Origin of the sequence: Pseudomonas sp. AM8, from assembly GCF_036346475.1 — a bacterium.
In the GTDB taxonomy this organism is placed as follows: Bacteria; Pseudomonadota; Gammaproteobacteria; order Pseudomonadales; family Pseudomonadaceae; genus Aquipseudomonas; species Aquipseudomonas marginalis.
Genome location: NZ_JAOTNX010000001.1, coordinates 482,753 through 506,786, shown reverse-complemented (window position 1 = coordinate 506,786; position 24,034 = coordinate 482,753). Strand labels below are relative to the sequence as shown.

The following is a 24,034-nucleotide window of genomic DNA, read 5'->3' as shown; positions in this document are numbered from 1 at the left end:
CCTATGGCTTGGCGAGACAACTACCGCGCCGCGACCTTTCGCGGCGTGGGCTTTTTTGTGGCTACGGCAGACAGCAGTCACGGCCGGCGCCAGGCAGTACACGAGGCGGCCCAGCGCGATATTCCCTATACCGAAGACCTGGGCCGAAAGTCTCGTGAATTCAGTATCACCGGCTACCTGCTGGGAAAGGAATACGATGTCGCCCGTGAAGAGCTGATCAAGGTCTGCGAACAAGCGGGCCCTGGTGTGTTGGTTCACCCGTACCGGGGTGAGCTGACTGTCGTCTGCCGGGGGCTCACCGTCAGCGAGTCGTCGGACGAGGGGGGTAAATGCACGATCTCGATGACTTTCCTCGAGGCCGGCGAGGCGTCTTACCCGTCTGCCAAGGTCGACAGCGTCAATGCGATCAGCGCAAAGGCGGGCGAGGTCACCGAAGCCAGCAAGGAAAACTTCGTTGCAGACTTCCTCACCAAGGGTTACCCGTCGTTCGTAGCCGAGGCGGCCACTACGCAGATAAAAGGGTTGAGCGATTTTTTGAGCTCGCCTGAGTTCATCGTTTCAAGCGACATACAGGCAGTATCCGACTACTACGACAAGGTCAAAGGCATCGGATCTGATGCGTTCAATCTTATCCAGGCCCCGTTCGAGTTCGCTGGCCAGGTCGTTGACGCTATCAGCAGCATCCGGTCAGCGTTCGGCGGCAGCGCGTTTGGAATGCTGATGAGTCTGTACAGCCAGTATTTCCCAACCTCCGACGATACATCCTCTTCTGCTACGCCGAGCCGTCAGCAGGTCGTGAGGAATACCAGCGCCGTTTCCGCGCTCGTTCGTCAGGCCGCAATTTCTGAGGCAGCTGTCGCCGCAGTGGTCACGCAGGCAACTGAGGACGTCTCCAACGGCGGCACGAAAACAACCTCCGAACCGACTAAATACGATAGCTACGAGGCGGCCATTGCGGTGCGCACTGAGCTTTCTGACAGGTTGGACGAAGAGAGCGAGTCGACAAGTAACGACCTGGTGTATGTCGCGGTTACCGATTTAAGGACCGCCGTGGTTCAGGCCGTTCCGGATCCTGAGCAGGACTTGCCCAGGCTCGCGACATTCTCGCCCAGGCAGACGCTGCCGTCTCTCGTTGTTGCATACCAGCTCTACGGTGACGCCAGCAGGGCCGAGGATATTGTGTTGCGCAACGACCCGCGCCGCCCAGGCTTCCTGATCGGCGGCCAACAGCTTGAGGTTCTTGCAAATGGATGACCTTGAACTGCTGGTCAACGGCATGAATTACGCGGGGTGGACCCAGGTTGGAGTAACGCGCGCCGTTGATGCGTCCTCTGGCGCCTTCACTGTGACCCTTACGGAGCGCTGGGAAGGGCAAGAGGGCAGGGGCGCTCAAGTAGAGCCCTGGCCCATTCTCCCAGGCGATAAGTGCGAGGTCCGTCTCGGCGGAATAACGATGGTGGTGGGCTATGTCGACATCTTCAAGCCTTCGTTCAGCGCGAATGACCACACCATCAATATCCAAGGGCGCGACCGGACATCGGACCTAATCGACTGTAGTGCCGTGCACACGCCGGACGAGTGGAAGAACATTGACCTATTGCGCTTCGCCCAGGTCTTGGCCCAGCCATTCGGCGTCGGCGTTTCGGCTGATGTACCGGTGGGCGCTCCATTCACGGTCTGCAAACTGCAGCAGGGCGAAACAGCGTTCGAAGCAATTGAGCGTTACGCCAAGCAGAGGCGCCTATTGCTGACGCCGGATGGCGCCGGCGGCCTACTGATCACCCGGGCGGGTAACAAGCGGGCCACCGTTGGACTGGTTCAGGGTGAAAACATCCTCAGTGCCACCGGAAGCATCGATCACAGCCAGCGTTTCCGCAATTACTTGGTTAAAGGGCAGGCTGGATACAACCCAAACAGTGATGGAGGCACTGAGGCGCATGTCGAGGGCGGGGCAAGCGACAGCGGAGTCAGGCGTTATCGACCGATGCTGATCGTCGCTGAGTCCGGTGGATCGAACGGCAGCGCCCAAGAGCGAGCTACCTGGGAGGCCAACAGCCGGCTGGGAAAATCAGCTTCCGCGTCCATAACCGTCCAGGGCTGGCGGCAAAGCCCGGGCGGGCCAATCTGGGAGCCAGGAATGCTGGTGCAGGTCAGGTCGCCATGGTTGCGCATGGATGGGCAAATGATTATTCGGCAGGCCACCTACGAGCGTGGGGAGGGCGGTACCACTACCAAGCTCGACATCGTCAGCCCGCAAGCCTTTTCGCCGGAGCCTCCTGATTCGAAGAAAGCCAAGGCAGGGAAAAAGGGCGGTCGGAATATTTGGGCGGAAGCCATCGGGGAAGAGGACAAAAAAGATGGGTAACCCAATTCGCGATCTCAGCAACCGCGTGATGATGATGTTTGCCCGTGGTGTTGTGCGCCGGGTCACCGACACGAACGGACGGCAGCAGTTGCAGGTGGAGTTGCTCAAGGACGAGCTGCGAGACGATATCGAACACATGCAGAACTACGGATTCACCAGCCACGCAAAAGGTGGTGATGTGGCCGTGGCCTTCATTGGTGGTAATCGCGAGCAGGGCATAGTCCTCGCCGTCGATGATCGCCGCTACCGGCTCGTCCTGCAGGCTGGAGAGGTCGCGATGTACGACGACCTTGGCAACAAGGTCGAGCTGCTGCGCGACATGGTCAAGGTCACGGCCGTTCAGCATGCGGAGGTTCAAGCCCCGACCATCAAGATGATCGGAGAGATTGAGATGGTCGGTAACGTAAAAATCCAGGGGAATATCGATTCCACCGGCACCGTTACAAACAACGGCAAGAACATCGGCAGCACTCACCAGCACGGTGGCGTGTTGTCTGGACCTGCGAACACGGGAGCGCCCATTTAATGGCTGACGCCGCAATGGTAATGACCGAGTTCGGCGGTGACCTGGTGCTGTTTGGTTTCGACCTTGAGCGCGATGACGGTCTTGAAACTGCCGTGATCATCAGTCTATTCACCGATCGCCGCGCCAGTGCTGAGCAGATCCCGCCCGAATATGAGCAGGACGATTTGCGAGGTTACTGGGGTGATATCACAAATGTCTCGGCGACCGACCAGACGGGCTCGCTGCTCTGGCTACTTGCCAGGGAGAAAGAACTGCCCCAAACGCTTAGCCGAGCTGAGCAGTATTGCCGTGACGCCTTGGCCTGGATGATTGATGACGTGGTGGCCACGACGATCGAGGTCGCCGCGTCATATCACTCGCGCGGCGTGATGCTGCTTGTTATCGACATCTATCGCCCGACCGGCCCGGCCGTTCGCTACCGATACAACTATGAATGGTCGGCCCAGGCCGGCAAGAGGACTGCCTGATGCCATTTGCTAGACCAACCTTGCCTGAGCTTATTGACCGGGTTACCACCGACATCAGCGGCCGCGTGACCGGCGTCCAAAGCGCAGTGCTGCGCCGCTCGTTGCTGGGGATCCTCTCCCGCTCTGAGGCTGGCGCAGTGCACATGCTCTACGGCTTCCTTGAGTGGGCGGCCAAGCAGGCGATCATCGACACTGCCGAGAAGGAATACCTCGAGCGCTGGGCAGCGATCTGGAAAGTTTTCCGCAAGGCCGCTGATTATTCGACCGGCGCCGCGCTGCTTACCGGCGCAATCGGCTCAACACTCCCAGCCGGAACGATCCTTCAGCGGCAAGATGGCGTGCAGTACCGCGTCCTGGCTGATGCGGTCTTCACTGATATCACGCTCCAGCCTACTGTTGTCGCCGTAGAGGCTGGTGCCGCTGGCGATGCGCCGGCCGGAACGCCACTGTTTCTGTTGTCTCCGGTAGCTGGCGTTCAATCGACCGGCTCTGCGGCCACTGACATTGATGGCGGTCTTGATGTTGAGACGGACGCCCAGTTGCTCAGTCGGTTACTGAAGCGTATCAGGCAGCCGCCACACGGCGGTGCAGCCTCAGACTATGAGCTTTGGGCTCTTGAGGTGCCAGGCGTCACCCGGGTATGGGTTTACCCACTTCAGATGGGCGCCGGGACTGTAACGGTCTTGTTCGTTTGTGATGGTGAGGCCGACATCATCCCGGACGCGGCGAAGGTCGCAGAGGTTCAGGCCTACATTGATGCGCGGGCACCGGTGACCGCCGAGGTGTTTGTCGCGGCTCCTGTGGCCGATCCACTCAATTTGGCGGTGAAGCTTTCGCCGAACACAGCGGCCGTCCAGGCCGCGGTGCGAGCAGAGGTCGCCGACCTGATTGTCCGCGACTCGAAACCTGGCAGCCCCATCTACATAAGTCGGCTCCGCGAAGCTGTTTCTATCGCCGCTGGTGAAGCGGACAACCAGATTACGGCCCCAACTGCGGACGTTGCGCACGCCACCGGACACATGGCAGTGCCCGGCACCATAACCTTCTCCAGCTTTTAAGGAGGCGTAATGCCGACAGCTGCCGACTACCTGGAGCAGCTGAAAACGCTGCTGCCTCCTGGACAAGCATTCCCTCGGGAATCTGGTACCACGCTTCACAGCCTGCTTGACGGCATGTCAATTGAACTGGCTCGGGTAGATGACCGGGGCGAAGCGCTTCCAATGGAGGCCAACCCATCCACCACCAGCGAGATGCTGAGCGACTGGGAGAGGGTCGCAGGCCTCCCCGACAAATGCTCAGGCGTTCTAGAAGAAACGCTGCAAGGCCGGAAGAACGCCTTGCTGGCGAAGCTATCCAGCACTGGCGGGCAGTCGGCGGCTTACTTCATCGAATTGGCGGGTGTACTCGGCTACACGGTGACCATCGAAACGTACCGGCCGTTCCGGGCAGGCCTTTCGCGCGCAGGCGATGCGCTTACCAACGGCGACTGGGTTTTCACCTGGCTGATCCGTGCTCCTGAAACATCGGTTATTTCGTTCCGCGCAGGGGTTTCGGCCGCAGGAGAGAGGCTGCGCACCTGGGGTAACGACACCCTCGAATGCAAAATTAATCAATTGAAACCGGCGCATACGATTGCGCTATTCGCCTACGGAGAATGACGCATGCACAGAATTGATGGCCCTGGGGCCACGGTCGATAACAAGTTCACCGAGGGCGATCCTGTTGGCGGTATTCAGGCGACAGTTGTAACGGACGACTGGCTGAATGATGTCCAGGAGGAGGTGATGAGCGTCCTGTCCGCCGGCGGAGTCACGCCTGTAAAAGGCACCCAGGACCAACTCCTGCAGTCGCTCTACAAGCTACTCCAAGTTCAGAAGGCCACGGCGTTCTCCGCTGCTGGCACTGCCACGGTGCTGACCCTAACGCCATCGCCAGCGATATCTGCTTACGCAACGAATCAGCGTTTCACTGTGAAGTTCCCTGTGAACTCAGGGCTGAACCCTACGCTGAACGTGTCCGCCAAGGGCGCCAAGAACTTGAAGCAGTATGACGCCACAGGAGCCAAGGTTGCCGCTGTTTTTTTTGCCGATCAGATATCTGATGTGGTTTACGACGGTACCGACTTCGTCCTGCTTGACCAGTTACTTTCCGCAGGCTCTGGATCAGTTCAAGGCGCATTTAAAAATCTTGCAGTTTCCGCTTCTGGCTTGGGGCCTGTCTGTTCGGTTGTTGCTGACGAACTGTGCGTCGGAAATGGAGCGGGCGGATACCAAACGCTGAGATCAGTAAATCTGACCCCTAGCTTTGCAGTTGCTGGGGTTAACGGTCTCGACGTCGGCTCGCCTGGGTCCCAAACAGCGTCAACTTGGTACTCAGTTTGGGTTATTTGGAATGGCACAACTGTCTCTAGCCTTTTATCGCTCTCTGCGATTTCACCATCATTGCCGGCGGGTTACACCCATAGAGCGAGGGTTGGATGGTTCTTGACTGATGCAACCGCTAACAAATACCCGTTTTCAAGCTTGCAATATGGTAGAAATGGATATTTCCGTGTCGCTGCCGGGACAAACTATGCCTCTCCAAGGGCCATTGCCTCAGGCACTACTTCCGGAGCCTATGTCGCTACGTCCGTAGCGCAACACTGTCCTCCTACGGCTTCGGTAATCATGCTTAGGTTGCATTCCTCTAATGCGAATAATGTCGTTGGAGCCGTTGCGCCAAATACGAGTTATGGCGCGCTCACCGCAGGAACTCCACCAACCTTTGCTACTTCTTTCGCTCCTGTAGTATTGACTACTCCGACAAATGCTTCTCCATATGATATGAGACGCGGAAGTGTGCCTCTTGAAGGGGCAAACATTTACTATCTATCAAACTCCAGCACCGTTACTCTGCTTGCTGACGGCTGGGAGGACAACTTATGAGTGGCTACGCAGTTAGGAAGGATGGTCAGGGTTATCGGTCGGTTGATGGTCCATCCCCAGACCCTGACGACGCATCGAAACTTTTTCCTGACCCTAAAACCGAAACATATACGTCGGATTTGCCACCCGATCCGGTTGCATTACCGCCAACAGCAGAAGAACTGCTTTCAGTAGCAAATTCAAAGCGGGATGAACTGTTAGCTCTGGCTACACTTCGGATCAACCCACTCCAAGACGCTGTTGATCTGGGTGACGCATCAGATTCTGACACCACACTTCTTAAACTATGGAAGCAGTACCGGGTCGCAGTTAACCGTACCTCAGCACAACCAGGCTTTCCCGGGGAAATCGACTGGCCCAGCCCGCCGAATTGATCCACAGAAACCGCGCGCCTATGACAATCGCCATACGCGCGCGGTTTGGTATAAGATATGCGCAACTTAAAATAATGGGCGGCAGGGATGATTTGGCCTTCAAAGTCATACGGAGACACTGATTTTATCACGGGGATGAGAGCTTTTGCGGCTATGGCTGTTATTCTCGTTCATGCAGGCGGCGCAGGCTTAAGAGAGCTTGGCGAAGCAGGAAACACGCTGGTAACGCTAGGGCGATCCGGGGTATATGTTTTTTTCGTAATATCTGGATTCAGTGTTGCACAGTCGTTTAATTCATCGAATGGATTTCCTGAATATTTTAATAAAAGAATATGGAGGATTGCCCCTCTGTATTATTTCTGGATCTTTCTTGCGATTTCTCTTTCCGTGACCGCCTCATTTTGGCAGGAGCGCTTTGGGGTTTCTGTTGATTTTTATAATATAATTATGCATCTTAGTTTTCTAAGTGTTTTCGATTATCGAGTGGCAAACACTATACTTGGAGTGGAGTGGTCTATATCAATAGAGGTTTTCTGGTACTTGTTCGTTCCGTTGCTTCTTTTTCTATGTCGAACAAAGCAATCAATGGCCATAATGGTTGTTTTAAGCGCTGCCCTATATCTCTTTGTAGATAAGCACTCAAGCGTGCTACCCATGCAACCTGAGGATGCAGAACTCGCTGTCTACTGGAGCCCTATCCCGTTTTTGTTTTCTTTTTGTCTTGGTATAGCGGCGTACAGGTTGCGGCCTGAACTACCAAAAACAAGCTTAATTGGCGATACTGTCTTGCTGGCGGCTCTTGTGTCTATAGCTGTTTACATAGTCAGGCCTGGTTTGATTACGTACTTCACTCAGGGGGACTTTATATATATGTCCTGCCTCGCTTTTGTTGTTTTGGCTTTCGGAACATCGAAAAGCAAAGTGTATAATCTTATTTTTGAAAGTAAGTTAGTTGTTGGGTTGGGTTCAATAAGTTATGGGCTGTATTTGTCTCATGTGCCAGTTATTAGGCTTCTAGAACGCTTTTCGCCTGATGCTTTTACTAATCATAAAGCTATCTCGTTTATTGTGGTTGCTGGAGCGTCTATTTTTATTTCTCTGATCACCTACCATGCTATTGAAGTACCATTCGGAAAGATTGGAAAGAGGATTTCTGAGTTGCCATTTTTTTCAAAGGGAAAACGCATACGTTTTTACAGTAGCTGAAAAAGAATAATCTCGTTAAGCCCGCCATGAGCGGGTTTTTTATTGTCTGGAGAAGGCCATGCCGATCACAGAGCAGCAGCTGCTGCAAGTACTCCCGAACGCCGGCCGCAGTGCCGGCGTTTTTGTTCCTGCCCTGAACACGGCCATGAACCGTTACGGCATTGTCGGCTCGCTTCGGGCTGCTGCCTTCATCGCCCAGGTGGGACATGAGTCAGGCCATTTTCGTTGGTTGCGCGAGATCTGGGGGCCCACGGCGCAACAGGCGGGCTACGAAGGCCGCGCCGATCTTGGCAACACGGTCAAGGGTGACGGCTATAAGTACCGTGGGCGTGGACTGATCCAGATCACCGGCAGGACGAACAATGCCGCGTGCGGTGAGGCCCTTGGCTTGGATCTGATCAATAAGCCCGAACTTCTGGAGCTACCGCAGCACGCCGCGATGTCAGCGGCCTGGTTCTGGTCCACCAGGGGGCTGAACACGCTCGCTGACCAGGGGGAGTTCGTGAAAATCACTCGCCGCATTAATGGTGGGGTGAACGGGCTAGCTGATCGGAAGGCTCTGTATGAAAAGGCGCTGAAGGTGCTTGGCTAACAGACCGACCATTGGTCGTGCCGTGAGGCTGGCTGGGCTATCCTTCCACTTTGTCCAGCGAGGATCCGACATGGAAGGTATGACGCTCAGCCCAAAGATCGAGCGCGAGGCTGACAAGCTGCTGGCGCAGATTGCCCGGGCGGACTCGATGATTGTTGCGGCGAAGGCGGGCGCTCGGGCCGAGGGCTTCGTGCTGGGCCTGGAGTCGGCCCGCGCGCTGACAGAGGCGACAATAGACCGGCTTTACGTGATATTTGACTCGGCTACTGAGCAACGTCTCAAAGCGCTTGCGGAGTAGGCGCTGCCGATGAAGCCTCCTTGAGTTCGCGCAGCTCGCCCAGCAATCGCTGGTTCTCCCTGAGCAGGTGGTCGCGCTGACCCGTGACTAGGTCGATCGGTCGAAAACTCACGTTGTCAGGTGCCTCACCGCTCAATGCCGATATGCGCTCAATGGCTTCCTTCAACCGGGTCTCTGCCGCTGCTTTGCCGGTGGCGAGCAGGTCATTCATCTGCACCAGGCCGGCCACATTGGCCCGGGCCTTTCGCAGCATCGCCTCGGTCTGGACGAGCTCGTCCTCGAGCAGGGCGCACTGGTGCTGGTACATTTCCAGGGGCGTGGGGCAGCTAAGCCAGTCATCGGTATCCATGTCAACGTTCATATTTCGAAACTCAAATACTGTATGTGCGCACAGTAATCGAGGCGTGTCGGATTTGGGAGTGGTGTTCGTCGGCAGGACGCCGGGAAGGGTGGTTTTCTGTCTAATACTACCTTGAGCAAAGTCGGTTTCATTGGGCTTAAAGCTCCAAGAATGACGATAGGGTTTTAGACAGGTTTAAGCGGAGGGCCCCGTAGCATAAGGCCCAAGACCAAACCAAGCCCATACTGCTGCATCATCGGGGTGTGGGAGGACAGATCGGACGTGTTTTTACTCATTGGATAATAGGCAAATTCGTTGAAAGGAGTGGGGCAAAGGTGGGGCGCTCGGCCCTGCTGATTTTGCAATGGCTGCAAGGTTAACACGCGAGGTCGGCCCTTCGCAGGTCGCAAACGGATAGGTAAAACGCAAAGTGGGATGGCGCATTTGTTTAAATGCGCAGGGACGTGTCGCTATTGGCGCGCAGCCGAAAATGCCTCCCTCAGTACGATGAGGCGATCGCCTTGGCCAGTTGCATGTCGGACATAAGAGGCGAGGCGTAGGTCGCGCGATAGTACCGAGATGCCTGTTCGAACTCAGCACCGCGGATCTCGCCGTCCGAACCGATAAAGGCGAGGGCATCGGTTTTGGAGGATGTGAAAAGCTTTGGCGCATCGGTCGTGAGAACGCTGGCTCCCCCAATCAGGATGGTGGGCACGAACGTCGTGTACATCAGCGCTTTATCGAAAGGGTTGGCGTTTTCAGCCGCCGCTACCGGGTTGCCGATCACTGCCACGGCAGCGATCGCCAGCGTCTTCCATGAGCCCATTCTTCGATGCTTCCATTTCTGTGAGAAGCCGCACGATAGCAGAGGCGGTCCCTTTGCAGATATAAGGCGCTGCCGAGCACAATGAATCCCGCGCTGAAGATGCGCTTTCGATTGAAGCAGGTCCACTGAAAGGTATTGCGAGTGCATAATTAATGCATGAATGATGCAAATTAGCATTTGCCAACCCCAAAAACTCCCGTCACTATCGCCGCTATGCAAAAACGCAACGTTTCTATCGTCTTAAGAGAACTGCTGGACCGCGACCGGATCTCCCCCACGGAGCTTCACCGGCGTACTGGCGTGCCTCAATCCACGTTGTCCCGGATTCTCAGCGGCAAGATCGTTGATCCGTCGGATAAACACATCTCGCGTATCGCCGAGTACTTCCGCGTCAGCACCGATCAACTGCGCGGGCGTGCGGCGGTGGGGGCTTTGCGCGATGACGGGCGCGACCCGACGCATTCGGAACTCAAGGATATAAGCCTGTGGGACGATGACACCCCCGTTAATGATGACGAGGTGTCGATCCCCTTTCTGCGCGAGGTTGAATTGGCTGCTGGATCAGGAAGATTCGTCATCGAGGAAAGCGAGAAGGCCAGCCTGCGTTTTGGAAAGCGCAGCCTGCGACATAACGGTGTGCAGTTCGACCAGGCCAAGTGTGTGACGGTGCGCGGCAACAGTATGTTGCCGGTACTGCGCGACGGCGCGACGGTCGGCGTGAATGCTGGCAAAAGTGGCATCGGCGACATCGTCGATGGCGACTTGTATGCCATCAATCACAATGGCCAGCTGCGGGTTAAACAGCTCTATCGCCTGCCTTCCGGGATTCGCCTGCGCAGTTTCAATCGCGATGAACACCCGGATGAGGACTACAGCTTCCAGGATATCCAGGATGAGCAGATCAGCATCCTCGGTCATGTGTTCTGGTGGGGGATGTACGCCCGTTAACCTCCTTGCGTAAGAGAGAGCCCGCCATCGAGCGGGCTTTTTTTCGCCCGTGGAAAATCGCCAAACCCTTTGCCCGCAAGGCATGAAATGCATCAGTGCATTATAATGGTGAAATAAATGCATTTGTGCATTGACTGTATATGCATAAATGCATATCCTTCATCTCAAGCCAGCCAACAAGGCCTGGTGGAGGCGGCAAGGATGCTGCCAAGGAAGACAAGGAAGGCACGCAACATCGGCAAGGACGCCATCAGAGCGATGGCAGGGATGCCAGGCAACACCGGCAAGGATGCCGACGCTCTTTAGTGACACCGCTTCAGCAACAGGCAGCGATGAACCGGCCTTAACGGTTCAGAGGGTTGGCAACTGACCCGGGTGTGCAGCGTAAAGCACCAGAAGCAGTTATCCGGCAGACAGGGATCGTGGTCGGAAAAACATCGAGGAAAGATCCGTACCGCGCCAGTAGCGCCGAAAGATCGACGCTGGACCGCATTACTGAAAAGCCTGGGCAACCGGGCTTTTTGGAATGCCTACCTATACATGGATTTACCCAAAAGCCGGTGCGTTGCCGGCATTGCTCAGCCAGGAGGCGTGACATGACAAACGAGCAGCAAGCGTTAGCGGAAATGCCTATCTGGCTGGTGATCGCACTGGCGCTGATTGGCGGCGTATCCGGCGAAATGTGGCGTGCCGACAAGGAGGGTGCCCGCGGTTGGTCGCTGGTCCGGCGTCTGGCCCTGCGGTCCGGGGCGTGCATGGTCTGCGGGGTTTCGGCATTGATGCTGTGCTACGCCGCCGGCATGTCGATCTGGACCGCCGGCGCCATTGGTTGCCTGACGGCCATGGCCGGCGCAGACGTCGCCATCGGCCTTTATGAACGCTGGGCGGCCAAGCGCATCGGGGTCAACGAAGCGCCGACATCCCGCTCGGATCAGCAGTAACTGCTGCAAGGACGCAACTGATGACACTTATCGAAAAACCCTCCCAACTGCCTGTAGCCATTGAGGGGGCGCTGAAGCGTGCCTTCCCACAATTACAGGTAGGCAACCACCAGGACGTTGGCGGCGCCGGGGATCACACTGGCGTGCTGATCAGCGTGGAACGCAACGGCCCCGGTGTGCGTTCCCGTGAAGGGCGCAAGGCGCATGCCTTGTCGGTATCACTCAGGGTTACGGTCGCCAGCGCGGCGGCGCCTTTTGACGCGTGCGACCTGGCCAGCCAATTGATGGACCTGGCCCTGGATAACCGCTGGGGCCTGCCGTCGGACCAGTGCGATTTACCCACGGCCGTCGCCGCGGCGCCCTCTGGGCTCGCCAGCGCCGAAACGGACTACGACACCTGGACCGTGTCCTTCACCCAAACCCTCTATCTCGGCCCGTCGTTGCTCGAAGACCCCACCGGCACACCGCTGTTTGCCCGCACCTGGGAAGTCTCGGACATCGACGATCCGGATCAATATCGGCCCCTGCAGGAGTAGTCCATGTTCGACGCATTGTTACGCATGCAACTGGGGCCGATTGTCGAGCGCCTGGCGGAAATGGAAGCCCAGCTCGAAGACCTGTATCGACGCGCGGACAGTTTCTGCCGCATTGGCGTGTGCCAGGAGGTCGACGCTGCCAGCAATACCTGCAAGGTCAGCCATGGTGAGTTGCTTACCCCGGCGATTCGGTTCTTCAACCCCAGCGCCGGTGCGCAGACCGAAACCCGTATTCCGTCGGTGGGCGAGCAATGCCTGTTGCTCAACTACGGCGGTGGGGAAGGGGGCATGCAGTCTGTGGCGCTGTTCGGGCTGAACAGTAGTCTGTTTCCACCGGTGTCCAGCGTGGCCTCGCTGACCCGGCGGCGCCATCAGGATGGCACCCAAAGCGACTACGACGATGCCAGCCACACCTTCAACTGGATTAACGGCCCAACCATGTTCAGCGGATCCCGCGAACAGGTCGACGTCAAGGTCGGTGCTGCCAGCCTGACCCTGAGCGCCCAGGGCATCACCCTGCAACTCGGCACCACCGGCCTCTCGCTGGATGCCGCCGGTGTGCATTTGAGCGGCCCGCTGGTGGATCACCAGGGCCGCGTGATCAGCCGCGCATAAGGATTTGCCATGATCGGAATCGATAGGAACACCGGGGCAGCCGTCGATGACTGGCTGCAATTCGTACAGCGTGCCACCCGAGCGCTGACCACCCCCTTGGGCACTCGCCAGAAGCGCCCGTTGTACGGCTCGATGATCCCGCAACTGCTCGGCCAGAACCTTGGCGATGACCTGTTGATCCTCGCCCAAAGCCACGCCGCGCAAGCGTTCTACAACAGCCAGAACGGCATTGTCGACTTCCAGCCCCAGGTCATCGTCGCCACCCGCCAGGGCGCCGGGTTATTGCTGCGTTTTGCCGGCACCTGGAAAAACCGACAACAATCCTTCGAGGTCGTGACATGAGTATGCTGATCCCAGGCCAGAACCAACTGGCGGAGCCGGCGATTATCGCGGTCGATGAGTTCGAACCACTGCTGGCGGAGTTCAAGGCGTTTGTCGTCGACTACGTCGCCATCCGCGCGCCGCACAGCGCGGCCAGACTCAAGGTCAGTCTCGACAACGAAAGCGAGCTGTTGACCCTGGCCCTGGAAGCGTTTTGCGTACGCCTGCAAACCCACGAACGCAAATATAACGCCCGCATCAAGCAGATGCTGGCGTGGTGGGCCACCGGCAGCAACCTGGATGCACGCCTGGCCGATATGGGCCTGGAACGCCAAGTGCTCGACCCCGGCGACCCGGCGGCTTTCCCACCGGTGCCACCCACCCTGGAAAGCGACGACGACGCGCGCCTGCGCTATTACCTGGCACCCCATGCGCCGGCGGCGGGTTCGCGGATGCAGTATCGCCGTGAAGTCTTCACCCTCGGCGAGCGGCCGTCGGTCAAGGTGCAAAGCGCCACACCGGGCGTGGTGACCGTCAGCTACACCTTCGATCCGGACGGCTACGCGGCCCAGGTCAAGGATGGCAACGGACGGCGCACGGCGCCTGGCGAAGTAATGGTCACCGTGCTTTCAAGGGAAGGAGATGGCACGCCGTCCGCCGATTTGCTTGACGGCGTACGGCGACATTTCGCACGGCCCGATGTACGCCCTGAGACCGACCTGGTCACCGTCCAAGGCGCGCAAATCCTGCCTTACAAAATTCGCGTGGTGGCCAGGATCAACGCCGGTCCGGATTCCGGACTCACCCAAGTCGCCGCGCAGAAATTGCTGCAAGACTATGCAGAGTCCTGCCATCGCCTGGAAGGCCGCGTAGACCCAAGTTGGATCGACTATGCGATCCACAGCGCCGGTGCCGCGCAGCTGCAGATCCTCGAGCCGCTGGCGCCGATCATCAGCACGGCATTCCAGGCCCCGTATTGCACGGGCGTCGAGGTGGAGGTGCGCACGCTATGAGTGAACCCAAAGCGAGTTTGTTGCCCGCCAACAGCTCACCGCTGGAGAAGGCTTTGGATCTGGGGTTTGGCACGTTGCTGGAGCGGGTTACCCCACCGTTTCCCGAACTGATGGACCCGGATCGTACACCCGCGGCGTTCTTGCCCTACCTGGCGGCGGACCGGGCGGTCAACGAGTGGAGCGCCACAGCCCCTGAGGTCGAGAAGCGCCTGACCGTCAAACTTGCCTGGCCCACCGCGCGCCGGGCCGGCACCCGCCAGGCCTTGGAAAATGCCGCCAAGGGCCTGCAACTCAGCCCTGAAGTGCTTGCCTGGTATGCGCAGAAACCGCCGGGCGTGCCCTACAGCTTTGTCGTACGGGCCTGGACCGAATTGCCCTACAGCGAAGCCATCGATGCCCGACTCGACCGCCGCCTGGCCGATGCCAAAAGCGAACGCGACATCCTGTCGATCTCCGTGGGCCTGAGCGCCTTCGGCCGCCACAGCATTGGCGCCGCCACGCTGTGCGGCGAACTGACCACGATCTACCCAAACGTGCTGGCGGGCGTCGAGGCCTCGGGCCGCGCCTTTGTGGCGGCCGGTCTGTACACCGTCGAAACCACCACCCTTTATCCACAGGAGCACTAAATGGCTGACTATTACACCCTGCTCACGAATGCGGGGATCGCCTACGAAACCGCCTGCAAGGCGGCTGGCGTGCCGATCAAACTGGCGCAGATTTCCGTCGGTGACGGCAACGGTGCTGTCTACAACCCCGACGCCAACGCCAAGGCGCTCAAGCGCGAAGTCTGGCGCGGGCCGCTGAATGCGCTGTTCCAGGACGAGAAAAACGTCAACTGGCTGATGGCCGAAGTCACCATTCCATCGGATGTCGGCGGCTGGTATGTGCGGGAAGCCGGACTGTGGACGGACACCGGGATCTTGTATGCCGTCGTTAAATATCCGGAGTCGTATAAACCGGTGCTGGCGACATCGGGATCGGGGAAAGAGTTTTATATTCGCTCAATCTTTGAGACCAGTAATGCGTCGATCGTGACGTTGTTGATTGATGACACGGTGGTGAAGGCAACTCGGGCTTGGGTGATGGACTACCTGGCGAAGGGGACGTATTCCAAGGCTGAGATTGAGGCGATGATTGCTCAGTCCTCGGCGCTGCCGGTGGGGTCCATGGTTGCGTTTCCGGTTGACAATGTTCCGGTGGGATTCCTGGAAATTGATGGCAGCGTGAAGAGTGCCTCGGCCTATCCCGATTTGGCGAAGTTTCTGGGGGCGGCGTTCAATAAGGGGGATGAAGGGGTGGGGAATTTCCGGCTGCCGGAGTCGCGTGGGGAGTTTTTGCGGGGTTGGGATCATGGGCGGGGAGTTGATGCTGGGCGAATGATCTGCTCCTCTCAACTCGATGCATTCCAGGGGTTCACTCCTGCTGGTTCGATCGCCTATTCGAAAAATGACCCCGCTCGATTTAAAGATCTGCGTGGGGTGCCGTGTTTCAACGGCGCTGGTGGCACAACTCCGGCAATTCCATTGGACTGGGACGCCACAGTTGTTTCAGTCGATAGTTGGTCGCTGACCGGCGGATTCATTGTCAGTGATGATGTGCATGGTACGCCACGTGTGGCGTCTGAAACCCGCCCGCGCAACCTCGCGGTGATGTGGTGCATCAAAGCCTGGAGCGCCCCCATCAATCAGGGAAATATCGATATTGCAGCGCTAGCACTGTTGGCAACGCAAGCCACCGAAAACAATCAAGGCACGGCCAAGATCGCAACGCAGCCGATGACGGACGCTGGGCTCGATGACGCCACCATCGTAACGCCGAAGAAGCTGCGCTTCGGCTTTCAATTCATTAAGGGGGTCAATGGAGCGATTATTTTCCCAACCTGGCTAGGAGGATGGATTATTCAATGGGGATCCACCCCCGATATCCCTAACGCTACAGCGGCTACATTTAATTACACCGTACCTTTCCCTACGGCCGCGATCTGCCCAGGGGCTTTTCGTCGCGCCCAAGGTAACAACTCGGCCACCGTATCGACAACGCTAAGTCAGATCACTATCAACAATCGCCCGCACTACACGCCGGATACTTCGGGAACACCAAATCCTTACTATTTCTTTTGCTTTGGTTACTGAGGGGGCGTTATGCGTAAATACCTAGCTTTGAATGACGCTCGAGAAGTGATTGCGCACTTGATTGAGGGCGTGCATGAAATCCCATCAGGTGCCGTCTTGATTGATGCCGAGCGTTGGTATGAAGTCACACAGAACATTGGCTATACATGGCACTTTAGCGATGACGGGGTGCTATCCAAACATCCCAAAATTGTTCCTCTTGAGGACCCCGCAAGGTTCGAACGTGAGAGGCGCGATACTGAGTTGGCCGCCGTCATATGGTTGCGCGAGCGCCACCGTGACCAGAAGGAAATTGGCTTTGATACAGCGTTGTCCGATGCACAGTTCGAAGAGTTGTTGTTGTACATGCAAGCCCTGCGCGACTGGCCACAATCGCCGAATTTCCCGGATATTGAGCATAGGCCCCTAAGCCCGACCTGGATCGCCAACCAAACTGAATAACGCCCCGCACCGCCGGGGCGTTTTCATTCCCTCTCTGAATACCTGCCGCGCTGAGCGGTTTTTTTTCGCCTGGAGATCCTACCTATGACCCACCGCCAAACCTACACCGTCCTCATCCCATTCCCCACCGGTGCCGGCCATTGGTCCACCGTCGGCGAGGAACTGGACCTGCTGGACGTCGAAGCATCCGCCCTGCGCACCGCCGGCCGCCTGGAACTGACCAGCGTCCTCAACGCCACCCCGGCCAAAAAGGCCACCACCAAGAAGGCTGACTAACCATGGCTGAGGTTCTGAACTTCGAGCACAACGGCATCACCGTCAATGCCACCGAATCCCCCGAGGCCATGGGCGGCCTTGGCGACAACGTGATCGGCCTGGTCGGCACCGCGCCGAATGCCCATGCGTCGATCCCGAAAAACGCGCCGTTCCGTATCAACAGTTTCACCACCCAGGCGCTGCTGGACCCTACCGGCGCGGAGTCTGGCACGCTGTTCCACGCGGTCTACCAGATCCTCAAAGTGGTCAAGGTGCCGGTCTACGTGGTGATCGTGGAAGAGGGCGCCACCCCGGCGGACACCCTCAACAATGTAATCGGCGGCAACGAGCCGGTCACCGGTCGCAAGTTGGGACTGGCGGCACTGGCCAGCGTGCCGGAAGACCTGACCATCATCGGCGCCCCTGGCTTCACCGGTACCAAGGCTGTGGCGGGTGAGTTCGCGGCCTTCGGCAAGCGTATCAAGGCCCGTGTGGTGCTGGATGGCAAGGACGCGGCTGTGTCCGACCAGGTGACCTACAGCGGTGAACTGGGCGGTGCCGAGCTTGGTTTCGACCGTTGCCTGCTGGTGCACAACATGCCGTCGGTGTACTCCAAGGCGGCGAAGAAAAACGTGTTCCTTGCGCCGTCGTCCCTGGCGATCGCTGCGCTGGCCAAGGTCAAGCAATGGGAAAGCCCAGGCAACCAGGTGACGTTCGCCGAGGACGTTTCCCGGGTGGTCGAGTACAACATCCTCGACACCTCCACCGAAGGCGACCTGCTCAACCGTTACGGCGTGAGCTACTACGCCCGCACCATCCTCGGCGGTTTCTCGCTGTTGGGTAATCGCTCCATCACCGGCAAGTTCATCAGCTATGTCGGCCTGGAAGATGCCATCAGCCGCAAGCTGGTCAAGGCGGGCCAGAAAGCCATGGCCAAGAACCTCACCAAGTCCTTCATGGACCAGGAGGTCAAGCGTATCAACGACTGGCTGCAAACCCTGGTCGCCGACGAAACCATTCCCGGCGGCAGCGTGTACCTGCACCCGGAGCTCAACAGTGTCGAGAAGTACAAGAACGGCACCTGGTTCATCGTCATCGATTACGGCCGCTATGCGCCGAACGAACACATGATTTATCAACTCAACGCCCGCGATGAAATCATCGAGCAGTTCCTGGAGGACGTTCTCTAATGTTTACCAACCGAGTCAGACAGGCCATTGCGGCCACCCTTCAAGGCCTGCCGTTGTCCGCGACGGTTGAGGAATTCACTCCGCCGAAGATTGAATTCGACATGGAGCCCATGTCCGGCGGGCGCTTTATCGCCGAGGAAATGGCCAAGAGCGGCAAGGTGCTCAATGCCACTCTGGTGCTGCAAGGTGCCGGCCCGGAAATCATGCTGGCCCTGGGCGTACGCCTGGGTGATGACATCCTGCTGAACGTGCGGGAAGCCGGCCAGGATCAGGACGGCAAGACCTACTTCACCTATCACACGGTCGGCGGCAAGCTGAAATCCCTGGTCGAAGCCAAGTTGAAGATGGGCGACAAGGCTCTCACCACGCTTGAGCTTTCCTGCCGCACTTACAACCGCCTGGAAAACGGCATCCCGGTCATTGACATCGACGTGCGCACCCAGAAGTTCGTGCTCAATGGTGTAGACATCCTCGGCGATGCCCGCCGCGCGGTGCTGATGCCGTAACTCCCCGGGGGCGGGCGTGCTCGCCCCTTATTTGATCAAGGAATTGCCCCATGGCCTGGATGCCACCGCTGCACCTCCTGCTGTCTCCGATCACCGCCGACACCGGCGCGACGATCCAGCAGGTGCAACTCAAGCCGCTGTACTACGCCGCGCAAAAAGAAACGCTGGCCCGGGCCGGTGATGACGAGGACGACCAGTTTTTCGAACTGGCGAAACTCGCCACCGGCCTGTCGGAAAAAGAACTCGACCAGCTCAAGCGCCCGGACTACGTGACCATCGCCCAATACGTACATGAGATGTCGACGCGCCCTGCGTCCTTTTTCCTCGGTGAGGCTGAGCAATCGGCCCACGACCAGCCGGTCCAATTGCTGCTGCCCCTCGAGGCTGCGGGTCGCAGCCTCACCGTTCTGCCCCTGGAAATGCCCGCCCTGCGCGCCACCAAGGTGATGAAAAAACTCCCCACCAACAAAGAGCGCGCCGAGTTCATCACTGCGCATTGCACCGGCTTGATGATCCCCGACCTGGCCGGCCTGACCGTGCCCGACTGGACGCAGCTGCAGGAGCGTATCGACGATTTTTTAAATCAACCGGCGGCCTTCTTTCGCAACGCGACATCGATGTAATCCTCGATGTGGTGCCGCTGGTGTATTCGGTCAATGAAGCGGAGATCCTTGCTTGGGACGCCGCAAAAGCATTACGCCGCTACGACATCGCGATCACTCGGCTTGGCGTTAAACAGGAGTAGAGCGGGATGCAAGAGACTAAATACGGGATCAAGCTCGCCCAGGAAGACCTGCGCTGGATGTTCGGCGAGGCGGATCTGGGCAATGCACTCGCCCCGTTTTCCACACGTGCTGTGGCGCCTGTAAGCCTGGAGGCTGCATCGCACCCGCAGTTTATGCTCGGCTCTACGTTGGCCACGCTGAGTGTGGATATCAATGCTCTGACGCAGGAGCAAGTGCGGCTGCGTGAGACGTTGGAAACGCTTAATAGTACGTTGTTCATCAACAGCAATTCTTTGGCACCGAGAGAGGTCGATGTCGCCGCGGGCGCGTTGAAAAATGAGCCGAAGGCGCCGCCTGCCGATCCTTCTGCCGACGTGGGCAAGTCGGCCTTGGACACGTTATGGGACTCTGCCAAGAGCAAAGCCGCGGATAAACTTATTGATCTTGCTATCGACAAGATTGGCAAGATGATCAAAGGCCGTAAAAAAATCGGTGGGCGCGGCTCACCGCTTCGTCGTGTGTCCGAACGCACTGGTAACTGGGTAGGGGGCTCGCAAATGGGCTTTCATTCGGGAGCCCCCTTGCAAGGCTTGCAGTCCTTCGTGGGTGCAGTGCCCAGTTCGTCGAATATCCCCGCCAGTGGACTAACCGGAGTACTTGCCAAACTTGAGTCAACCGGCGTTCGCCGACTTGGCCCTCTGAAATATGCCGCCGTCGCCACTGACGTGATCCAAGGTGTCCGCAATGGTGACGCAAAAGCCGTCGGCTCAGGCCTCAGCACCGCCGGTGGCGCCTGGGCCGGTGCCTCCGCAGGTGCGGCCATTGGCACAATGGTTTTTCCCGGTGTTGGTACTGCTGTCGGTGGTGCAATCGGTGGTTTGCTGGGCAGTGAGGCGGGAGCCTGGCTCGGTAACCAATTGCTCGGCTCAAGTGATCGCCTGCCAACGCCTGGTGCGGTGAGCAAGGAACTCAGCGGTGCGCGCACGGACAACGTGCAAGTGACCCTCGCCCCGAGCATCCAGATCACCGGTGTAAACCCCGCCGATGCCCAGCAGGTCGTCAACCAGGTGATCCAGGCGCTGCAATTTCAGTGTCTGCCGATGCTCAGCGACGCCCTCGGCATCCGACGCAATGCGGCACTGGCCGATTCTCCTGGAGGTGACTGATGCGACAACAAATGGTGCTCGGCGACTTTATTTTCGGCTTGTCTCGAGGGTTTGCCTATTCCTCGTTGGTCCGTGCCAGCGACGGCGGCTGGAGTGACCTGGCGATTATTGCCAGCAAGTCGCAGTCGCGGCAGAGCGGTCAGAAGCTGGAAAAACTCACATTCAGCGGCACGGCCATGTACGGCGTAGGCATGCAGCGCCTGGACCAATTGCGCGCGCTGCAAAATGCGCGGGCGCCGTTGCCCCTGGTTGACGGCATCGGCCGTAACTGGGGCTTGTGGCGGATCAATTCGATTGTGGAAACCCAGAGCAATGTCATCGATGACGGCACCGCCATGGTCATGGCCTGGACGCTGGAGTTGGAGGAGTTCGCCAATGCGTAGAGTACGAAGTATTGCCGGTGATTCGGTCAACCTGTTGCTTTATCGCGAGGTAGGCCGTTGCGACGACACGGCGGAAGAAACCCTTTGGCGCCTGAACCCCGAGCTTGCCGAATATGGCCCGGTGCTACCGGCCGGCGTGTGGGTGATCGTACCTGAAATGCACGCTCGGCCGGGGGCTGTGCGACCCGTTTTGGCCTGGGATTAAGGAGGCGGCATGGCACAGGGATTTACGCCTATCGTGGAGTTTTATGGCGCCAACGCGGCGCTGCTCAATCAACGCCTGATGCGCTGGAGCCACACCGACGCCGCGGGCATTGAGACCGACCGGCTGGAGCTGACCCTCAATATCGAGGGCCTGGACGGCCTGCCCACGCTGAACGGCAGGATCGGCTTGCGTGCCGGTTACCTGGAATCGGGGTTGGTGGAAAAGGGCGAGTTTGTCGTCACCCAGCGCACCCCGGTGCTGTTTCCCATGCGCTTGATGATAGTGGCCACCGCAGCGCCCTTCAGCGTGGTCGATGCAACGGGTTATCGCCAGCGTCGATCCGCCAGTTACGGTCCGACCACCCTGGGCGCGCTGTTTCGCCAACTGGTCAGTCGTCACGGCTATTCACCGCGAGTGGCGCCGGCGCTGGAGGGGATTGCGATCGCGCACATCGACCAGTCCAACGAAAGTGACATGGCGCTCATTTCGCGCCTTGCCCGCCTCTATAGTGCGGTCACTAAACCGTTTAACGAACTCTATGTATTGGCCGAAGCCGGCCAAGCCAAATCGCTCTCCGGCCAGCTGTTGCCGGAAGTGAAGCTGTCCGTGACGGATGACAATCGCCCCGATGAACAGAGCTTCATCACCGCCAAGCTCGACGAAAAATCCCGCTCGAAATACCAAGGCTGCCGTGCCAGTTGGTGGGATGTCTCCGCCGGCAAGCAGCGCGTCGTCCAGGTGGGGAATGCACCGTTCAAAACCTTGCGCCAACGCTACCAGAACGAAGCCGAAGCCCGCGCCGTTGCCGAAGGTGAACTGCGTCGTGTGGGGCGTGAAAATTTGAAGTTGCTGATCGATTGCCCGGGCAATCCATTGTTGGCCGCGGAAGGCCTGTTAGTGCTGGATGAGAGCTGGCCGTCCTATATGCAGGGGCGCTGGTCGATAAAGCAGGTGGTTCATGTCGGCGATCCGGCGACGGGATACCGCAGTTCGATCACGGCCGGTGGGTTGTCGATATAGTTACTTTTCGAGAGTAAAACCAATGGTGATAACACTCCCCCAGCTGCTTGACGTTATGCCGGATGCCCGCCTTAGAGCGGGCGTTTTTTTAATGCCCTTGAATGCGGCTTTCGTTCGTTTCGAGATCAACTGTGCGAAGCGCATCGCCGCCTTCCTCGCCCAGATTGGCCACGAATCCGCCGAACTGCGTTACGTCCGTGAACTGGGCAGCGATTACTACCTGAGCAAATACGACACCGGCAGCCTGGCCGCGCGCCTGGGCAATAGCCCCGAAGCGGATGGCGATGGCCAGTTGTACCGTGGCCGAGGACTGATCCAGATCACCGGTCGGCGCAATTACCTGGCATGCAGCCAGGCGCTGTTTGGTGATGATCGTCTTTTACGGGAGCCGATGTTGCTGGAGCAACCGCAAGGGGCGGCTGAGTCGGCCGCCTGGTTCTGGCAGGTCAATGGCCTGAATGAGCTGGCCGACAAGGACCAGTTCACCACCATTACACGGCGTATCAATGGCGGGCTGAATGGGCTGGAGGATCGCTTGCGGCTGTGGGCGCGGGCGAAGGCGGTGTTATGCGTTTCCTAGGGGCCTACCAACTGATCGGTGCTTGCCTGTTGGTGGCGGTGACCTGGCAGGTCCAGGCCTGGCGCTTGGGGGTACAGCTTGAGCGCCAGGCTTCTGCCCATGCACAGGCGCTCAGCCAGCAAAGCCAGGCGGCCTTGCATCAACAACAGGCTGAACAGGACAAACGGCTGGCCCTGGAGCAACAGCTCATTGCCAGCGACCAACACCATGCTCGGGAGTTGAGCGATGCCCAACGTAACCAGGCTGCTCTGCGCGACCGTCTGGCCACTGCTGATGTGCGGTTGTCAGTCCTTCTCGACGCCACCGAAGCCGCCGATGGCTGCGCAGTGCCAAGTACCACCACCACCGGCGGCCTGGTTCATGCAGCCGCACGAGCCCGACTTGACCCGGCGCATGCTCAGCGAATTATCGGCATCACCGATGCCGGCGACCAAGGACTGATCGCCTTGCGCGCTTGCCAGGCGTATGTGCGCGCTGTCGCCCGCTAATCTCTTGTTCCAGTCTGTCGCTTGCATGAGCGATTTGCTCCTGTAGGGTAGGCAAACCCCCGCCCACTTCTGGAGACCGTCGTGAAGGAAATCACTCAACTTGCCGCTGACCTGGGCCGCCGCCTGCAGATGCTCAATGCCCACGTCACCACGGCCGAATCCTGTACCGGTGGCGGTATCGCCGAGGCCATTACGCGGATCCCGGGGAGTTCGGCCTGGTTCGAGGCGGGGTATGTCACCTATTCCAATCGGCAGAAGACCCGGCAGTTGAATGTGCCGGAAACCTTGTTTCCAAAGGTAGGGGCGGTCAGCCAGGAAGTGGTGGAGGCCATGGTGCGCGGCGCCCAGGAGAAAAGCCTGGCGCGCTTTGCCGTGGCGGTCAGCGGTGTGGCGGGGCCCGATGGTGGTTCGGCGGATAAACCGGTGGGTACTGTGTGGCTGGCCTTTGGTGTTGGCGATGAGGTCACGGCCGAGCTTGCGCACTTCCCTGGTAACCGCGATGAGGTCCGCCGACAAACGGTGAAGGCCGCCTTGGAGGGCTTGTTGCGACGAGCTGCAGCAGAAATAGAAAATCAGGGGTAGGCGATCTCTGATCTTTGTGGAACAATACTGTCTACTTATACAGGTGTTGGCCGTCAGGCCTTATTGATT

General features: G+C 58.5%; 33 protein-coding genes. 31 read left to right on the top strand and 2 right to left on the bottom strand.

Features of this window, described 5'->3' with window-relative positions:
- Positions 1-3 precede the first annotated feature (3 nt).
- The 11 genes from V3W40_RS02475 to V3W40_RS02425 all read left to right on the top strand — a co-directional run bounded on the left by V3W40_RS02475 (position 4) and on the right by V3W40_RS02425 (position 8,752).
- A complete protein-coding gene (locus V3W40_RS02475; protein ID WP_330214364.1) occupies positions 4-1,254 on the top strand; it encodes a DNA circularization protein in 1,251 nt (416 codons plus the stop codon).
- Positions 1,247-2,365 carry a phage baseplate assembly protein gene (locus V3W40_RS02470; RefSeq protein ID WP_330214363.1) on the top strand — a complete coding sequence of 373 codons (1,119 nt, stop codon included), beginning with the start codon at positions 1,247-1,249 and terminating at the stop codon, positions 2,363-2,365. Before V3W40_RS02475 ends, V3W40_RS02470 begins: the two co-directional genes overlap by 8 nt.
- The gene (locus tag V3W40_RS02465) at positions 2,358-2,891 is read left to right on the top strand and encodes a phage baseplate assembly protein V (protein ID WP_065890663.1); all 534 of its coding nucleotides are present in this window, start codon (positions 2,358-2,360) and stop codon (positions 2,889-2,891) included. The genes V3W40_RS02470 and V3W40_RS02465 overlap by 8 nt, the downstream gene beginning before the upstream one ends.
- Positions 2,891-3,358, top strand: coding sequence for a phage GP46 family protein (locus tag V3W40_RS02460; protein ID WP_330214362.1), 468 nt, complete (start codon positions 2,891-2,893; stop codon positions 3,356-3,358). The genes V3W40_RS02465 and V3W40_RS02460 overlap by 1 nt, the downstream gene beginning before the upstream one ends.
- Positions 3,358-4,416, top strand: a complete 1,059-nt coding sequence (locus tag V3W40_RS02455; RefSeq protein WP_330214361.1) for a baseplate J/gp47 family protein — start codon at positions 3,358-3,360, stop codon at positions 4,414-4,416. The genes V3W40_RS02460 and V3W40_RS02455 overlap by 1 nt, the downstream gene beginning before the upstream one ends.
- Positions 4,417-4,425: 9 nt before the next feature.
- The gene (locus V3W40_RS02450) at positions 4,426-5,016 is read left to right on the top strand and encodes a YmfQ family protein (RefSeq protein WP_330214360.1); all 591 of its coding nucleotides are present in this window, start codon (positions 4,426-4,428) and stop codon (positions 5,014-5,016) included.
- Between the two features lie 3 nt (positions 5,017-5,019).
- Positions 5,020-6,282 (top strand): hypothetical protein, encoded by a 1,263-nt coding sequence (locus tag V3W40_RS02445; RefSeq protein ID WP_330214359.1) that lies wholly within the window; start codon positions 5,020-5,022, stop codon positions 6,280-6,282.
- Entirely contained in the window at positions 6,279-6,656 is a 378-nt protein-coding gene (locus tag V3W40_RS02440; RefSeq protein WP_330214358.1) for a tail fiber assembly protein, read from the top strand. The genes V3W40_RS02445 and V3W40_RS02440 overlap by 4 nt, the downstream gene beginning before the upstream one ends.
- An 87-nt stretch (positions 6,657-6,743) precedes the next feature.
- Positions 6,744-7,862, top strand: a complete 1,119-nt coding sequence (locus tag V3W40_RS02435; protein ID WP_330214357.1) for an acyltransferase family protein — start codon at positions 6,744-6,746, stop codon at positions 7,860-7,862.
- 58 nt (positions 7,863-7,920) lie between these two features.
- On the top strand, positions 7,921-8,454 hold the full coding sequence (locus V3W40_RS02430) for a glycoside hydrolase family 19 protein (RefSeq protein WP_330214356.1): 534 nt from the start codon (positions 7,921-7,923) through the stop codon (positions 8,452-8,454).
- Between the two features lie 70 nt (positions 8,455-8,524).
- Positions 8,525-8,752: a hypothetical protein gene (locus V3W40_RS02425; RefSeq protein ID WP_028619196.1), complete on the top strand. Its 228-nt coding sequence runs from the start codon at positions 8,525-8,527 to the stop codon at positions 8,750-8,752.
- Here V3W40_RS02425 and V3W40_RS02420 read toward each other — a convergent pair.
- The gene (locus V3W40_RS02420) at positions 8,733-9,113 is read right to left on the bottom strand and encodes a hypothetical protein (RefSeq protein WP_330214355.1); all 381 of its coding nucleotides are present in this window, start codon (positions 9,111-9,113) and stop codon (positions 8,733-8,735) included. The two genes, V3W40_RS02425 and V3W40_RS02420, sit on opposite strands and share 20 nt — an antisense overlap.
- A 478-nt stretch (positions 9,114-9,591) precedes the next feature.
- Entirely contained in the window at positions 9,592-9,918 is a 327-nt protein-coding gene (locus V3W40_RS02415) for a DUF2388 domain-containing protein (RefSeq protein ID WP_065926521.1), read from the bottom strand.
- A gap of 213 nt (positions 9,919-10,131) precedes the next feature.
- On the opposite strand from V3W40_RS02415, the gene V3W40_RS02410 reads away from it, so the two are divergent.
- The 20 genes from V3W40_RS02410 to V3W40_RS02315 all read left to right on the top strand — a co-directional run bounded on the left by V3W40_RS02410 (position 10,132) and on the right by V3W40_RS02315 (position 23,965).
- Positions 10,132-10,866 carry a LexA family transcriptional regulator gene (locus V3W40_RS02410; RefSeq protein ID WP_083221282.1) on the top strand — a complete coding sequence of 245 codons (735 nt, stop codon included), beginning with the start codon at positions 10,132-10,134 and terminating at the stop codon, positions 10,864-10,866.
- Positions 10,867-11,462: 596 nt separating this feature from the next.
- Entirely contained in the window at positions 11,463-11,807 is a 345-nt protein-coding gene (locus V3W40_RS02405) for a phage holin family protein (RefSeq protein ID WP_027604569.1), read from the top strand.
- Positions 11,808-11,827: 20 nt separating this feature from the next.
- Positions 11,828-12,343, top strand: a complete 516-nt coding sequence (locus tag V3W40_RS02400; RefSeq protein WP_330214354.1) for a hypothetical protein — start codon at positions 11,828-11,830, stop codon at positions 12,341-12,343.
- Positions 12,344-12,346: 3 nt separating this feature from the next.
- The gene (locus tag V3W40_RS02395; RefSeq protein WP_330214353.1) at positions 12,347-12,958 is read left to right on the top strand and encodes a phage baseplate assembly protein V; all 612 of its coding nucleotides are present in this window, start codon (positions 12,347-12,349) and stop codon (positions 12,956-12,958) included.
- Positions 12,959-12,967: 9 nt separating this feature from the next.
- A complete protein-coding gene (locus V3W40_RS02390) occupies positions 12,968-13,300 on the top strand; it encodes a phage baseplate protein (RefSeq protein ID WP_315871455.1) in 333 nt (110 codons plus the stop codon).
- Positions 13,297-14,292 (top strand): baseplate J/gp47 family protein, encoded by a 996-nt coding sequence (locus tag V3W40_RS02385; protein ID WP_330214352.1) that lies wholly within the window; start codon positions 13,297-13,299, stop codon positions 14,290-14,292. The genes V3W40_RS02390 and V3W40_RS02385 overlap by 4 nt, the downstream gene beginning before the upstream one ends.
- The gene (locus V3W40_RS02380; RefSeq protein ID WP_330214351.1) at positions 14,289-14,918 is read left to right on the top strand and encodes a phage tail protein I; all 630 of its coding nucleotides are present in this window, start codon (positions 14,289-14,291) and stop codon (positions 14,916-14,918) included. The genes V3W40_RS02385 and V3W40_RS02380 overlap by 4 nt, the downstream gene beginning before the upstream one ends.
- A complete protein-coding gene (locus tag V3W40_RS02375) occupies positions 14,919-16,424 on the top strand; it encodes a phage tail-collar fiber domain-containing protein (protein WP_330214350.1) in 1,506 nt (501 codons plus the stop codon).
- 9 nt (positions 16,425-16,433) lie between these two features.
- Positions 16,434-16,865 (top strand): phage tail assembly chaperone, encoded by a 432-nt coding sequence (locus V3W40_RS02370; protein ID WP_081744401.1) that lies wholly within the window; start codon positions 16,434-16,436, stop codon positions 16,863-16,865.
- A gap of 84 nt (positions 16,866-16,949) precedes the next feature.
- Complete coding sequence (locus V3W40_RS02365) at positions 16,950-17,141, top strand: hypothetical protein (protein ID WP_330214349.1); 192 nt, start codon at positions 16,950-16,952, stop codon at positions 17,139-17,141.
- A 2-nt stretch (positions 17,142-17,143) separates the two neighbouring features.
- Positions 17,144-18,310, top strand: coding sequence for a phage tail protein (locus tag V3W40_RS02360; RefSeq protein ID WP_330214348.1), 1,167 nt, complete (start codon positions 17,144-17,146; stop codon positions 18,308-18,310).
- Positions 18,310-18,816 (top strand): phage major tail tube protein, encoded by a 507-nt coding sequence (locus tag V3W40_RS02355; protein WP_315871462.1) that lies wholly within the window; start codon positions 18,310-18,312, stop codon positions 18,814-18,816. Before V3W40_RS02360 ends, V3W40_RS02355 begins: the two co-directional genes overlap by 1 nt.
- A 50-nt stretch (positions 18,817-18,866) precedes the next feature.
- A complete protein-coding gene (locus V3W40_RS02350) occupies positions 18,867-19,439 on the top strand; it encodes a phage tail assembly protein (RefSeq protein ID WP_330214347.1) in 573 nt (190 codons plus the stop codon).
- 128 nt (positions 19,440-19,567) lie between these two features.
- On the top strand, positions 19,568-20,707 hold the full coding sequence (locus tag V3W40_RS02345; protein WP_330214346.1) for a hypothetical protein: 1,140 nt from the start codon (positions 19,568-19,570) through the stop codon (positions 20,705-20,707).
- Positions 20,707-21,090 carry a phage tail protein gene (locus V3W40_RS02340; protein WP_315871465.1) on the top strand — a complete coding sequence of 128 codons (384 nt, stop codon included), beginning with the start codon at positions 20,707-20,709 and terminating at the stop codon, positions 21,088-21,090. Before V3W40_RS02345 ends, V3W40_RS02340 begins: the two co-directional genes overlap by 1 nt.
- Entirely contained in the window at positions 21,083-21,295 is a 213-nt protein-coding gene (locus V3W40_RS02335; protein WP_330214345.1) for a tail protein X, read from the top strand. Before V3W40_RS02340 ends, V3W40_RS02335 begins: the two co-directional genes overlap by 8 nt.
- A gap of 9 nt (positions 21,296-21,304) precedes the next feature.
- On the top strand, positions 21,305-22,315 hold the full coding sequence (locus V3W40_RS02330) for a phage late control D family protein (RefSeq protein WP_330214344.1): 1,011 nt from the start codon (positions 21,305-21,307) through the stop codon (positions 22,313-22,315).
- 22 nt (positions 22,316-22,337) lie between these two features.
- Positions 22,338-22,895 carry a glycoside hydrolase family 19 protein gene (locus V3W40_RS02325; RefSeq protein WP_065926517.1) on the top strand — a complete coding sequence of 186 codons (558 nt, stop codon included), beginning with the start codon at positions 22,338-22,340 and terminating at the stop codon, positions 22,893-22,895.
- Complete coding sequence (locus V3W40_RS02320; protein ID WP_330214343.1) at positions 22,883-23,383, top strand: lysis system i-spanin subunit Rz; 501 nt, start codon at positions 22,883-22,885, stop codon at positions 23,381-23,383. The genes V3W40_RS02325 and V3W40_RS02320 overlap by 13 nt, the downstream gene beginning before the upstream one ends.
- Positions 23,384-23,464: 81 nt before the next feature.
- Positions 23,465-23,965, top strand: coding sequence for a CinA family protein (locus V3W40_RS02315; RefSeq protein ID WP_330214342.1), 501 nt, complete (start codon positions 23,465-23,467; stop codon positions 23,963-23,965).
- The last annotated feature ends 69 nt before the right edge of the window (positions 23,966-24,034 follow it).

Excerpts from the sequence above, each read along its gene's own strand:
- V3W40_RS02415 (WP_065926521.1), bottom strand. The coding sequence starts at position 9,918 with ATGGGCTCATGGAAGACGCTGGCGATCGCTGCCGTGGCAGTGATCGGC.
- V3W40_RS02410 (WP_083221282.1), top strand. The coding sequence starts at position 10,132 with ATGCAAAAACGCAACGTTTCTATCGTCTTAAGAGAACTGCTGGACCGC.
- V3W40_RS02420 (WP_330214355.1), bottom strand. The coding sequence starts at position 9,113 with ATGAACGTTGACATGGATACCGATGACTGGCTTAGCTGCCCCACGCCC.
- V3W40_RS02400 (WP_330214354.1), top strand. The coding sequence starts at position 11,828 with ATGACACTTATCGAAAAACCCTCCCAACTGCCTGTAGCCATTGAGGGG.
- V3W40_RS02370 (WP_081744401.1), top strand. The coding sequence starts at position 16,434 with ATGCGTAAATACCTAGCTTTGAATGACGCTCGAGAAGTGATTGCGCAC.
- V3W40_RS02355 (WP_315871462.1), top strand. The coding sequence starts at position 18,310 with ATGTTTACCAACCGAGTCAGACAGGCCATTGCGGCCACCCTTCAAGGC.
- V3W40_RS02345 (WP_330214346.1), top strand. The coding sequence starts at position 19,568 with ATGCAAGAGACTAAATACGGGATCAAGCTCGCCCAGGAAGACCTGCGC.
- V3W40_RS02435 (WP_330214357.1), top strand. The coding sequence starts at position 6,744 with ATGATTTGGCCTTCAAAGTCATACGGAGACACTGATTTTATCACGGGG.
- V3W40_RS02335 (WP_330214345.1), top strand. The coding sequence starts at position 21,083 with ATGCGTAGAGTACGAAGTATTGCCGGTGATTCGGTCAACCTGTTGCTT.
- V3W40_RS02465 (WP_065890663.1), top strand. The coding sequence starts at position 2,358 with ATGGGTAACCCAATTCGCGATCTCAGCAACCGCGTGATGATGATGTTT.
- V3W40_RS02320 (WP_330214343.1), top strand. The coding sequence starts at position 22,883 with ATGCGTTTCCTAGGGGCCTACCAACTGATCGGTGCTTGCCTGTTGGTG.
- V3W40_RS02405 (WP_027604569.1), top strand. The coding sequence starts at position 11,463 with ATGACAAACGAGCAGCAAGCGTTAGCGGAAATGCCTATCTGGCTGGTG.
- V3W40_RS02470 (WP_330214363.1), top strand. The coding sequence starts at position 1,247 with ATGGATGACCTTGAACTGCTGGTCAACGGCATGAATTACGCGGGGTGG.
- V3W40_RS02455 (WP_330214361.1), top strand. The coding sequence starts at position 3,358 with ATGCCATTTGCTAGACCAACCTTGCCTGAGCTTATTGACCGGGTTACC.
- V3W40_RS02350 (WP_330214347.1), top strand. The coding sequence starts at position 18,867 with ATGGCCTGGATGCCACCGCTGCACCTCCTGCTGTCTCCGATCACCGCC.
- V3W40_RS02445 (WP_330214359.1), top strand. The coding sequence starts at position 5,020 with ATGCACAGAATTGATGGCCCTGGGGCCACGGTCGATAACAAGTTCACC.
- V3W40_RS02360 (WP_330214348.1), top strand. The coding sequence starts at position 17,144 with ATGGCTGAGGTTCTGAACTTCGAGCACAACGGCATCACCGTCAATGCC.
- V3W40_RS02425 (WP_028619196.1), top strand. The coding sequence starts at position 8,525 with ATGGAAGGTATGACGCTCAGCCCAAAGATCGAGCGCGAGGCTGACAAG.
- V3W40_RS02380 (WP_330214351.1), top strand. The coding sequence starts at position 14,289 with ATGAGTGAACCCAAAGCGAGTTTGTTGCCCGCCAACAGCTCACCGCTG.
- V3W40_RS02330 (WP_330214344.1), top strand. The coding sequence starts at position 21,305 with ATGGCACAGGGATTTACGCCTATCGTGGAGTTTTATGGCGCCAACGCG.
- V3W40_RS02450 (WP_330214360.1), top strand. The coding sequence starts at position 4,426 with ATGCCGACAGCTGCCGACTACCTGGAGCAGCTGAAAACGCTGCTGCCT.
- V3W40_RS02375 (WP_330214350.1), top strand. The coding sequence starts at position 14,919 with ATGGCTGACTATTACACCCTGCTCACGAATGCGGGGATCGCCTACGAA.
- V3W40_RS02325 (WP_065926517.1), top strand. The coding sequence starts at position 22,338 with ATGGTGATAACACTCCCCCAGCTGCTTGACGTTATGCCGGATGCCCGC.
- V3W40_RS02395 (WP_330214353.1), top strand. The coding sequence starts at position 12,347 with ATGTTCGACGCATTGTTACGCATGCAACTGGGGCCGATTGTCGAGCGC.
- V3W40_RS02475 (WP_330214364.1), top strand. The coding sequence starts at position 4 with ATGGCTTGGCGAGACAACTACCGCGCCGCGACCTTTCGCGGCGTGGGC.
- V3W40_RS02340 (WP_315871465.1), top strand. The coding sequence starts at position 20,707 with ATGCGACAACAAATGGTGCTCGGCGACTTTATTTTCGGCTTGTCTCGA.
- V3W40_RS02430 (WP_330214356.1), top strand. The coding sequence starts at position 7,921 with ATGCCGATCACAGAGCAGCAGCTGCTGCAAGTACTCCCGAACGCCGGC.
- V3W40_RS02365 (WP_330214349.1), top strand. The coding sequence starts at position 16,950 with ATGACCCACCGCCAAACCTACACCGTCCTCATCCCATTCCCCACCGGT.
- V3W40_RS02460 (WP_330214362.1), top strand. The coding sequence starts at position 2,891 with ATGGCTGACGCCGCAATGGTAATGACCGAGTTCGGCGGTGACCTGGTG.
- V3W40_RS02440 (WP_330214358.1), top strand. The coding sequence starts at position 6,279 with ATGAGTGGCTACGCAGTTAGGAAGGATGGTCAGGGTTATCGGTCGGTT.
- V3W40_RS02385 (WP_330214352.1), top strand. The coding sequence starts at position 13,297 with ATGAGTATGCTGATCCCAGGCCAGAACCAACTGGCGGAGCCGGCGATT.
- V3W40_RS02390 (WP_315871455.1), top strand. The coding sequence starts at position 12,968 with ATGATCGGAATCGATAGGAACACCGGGGCAGCCGTCGATGACTGGCTG.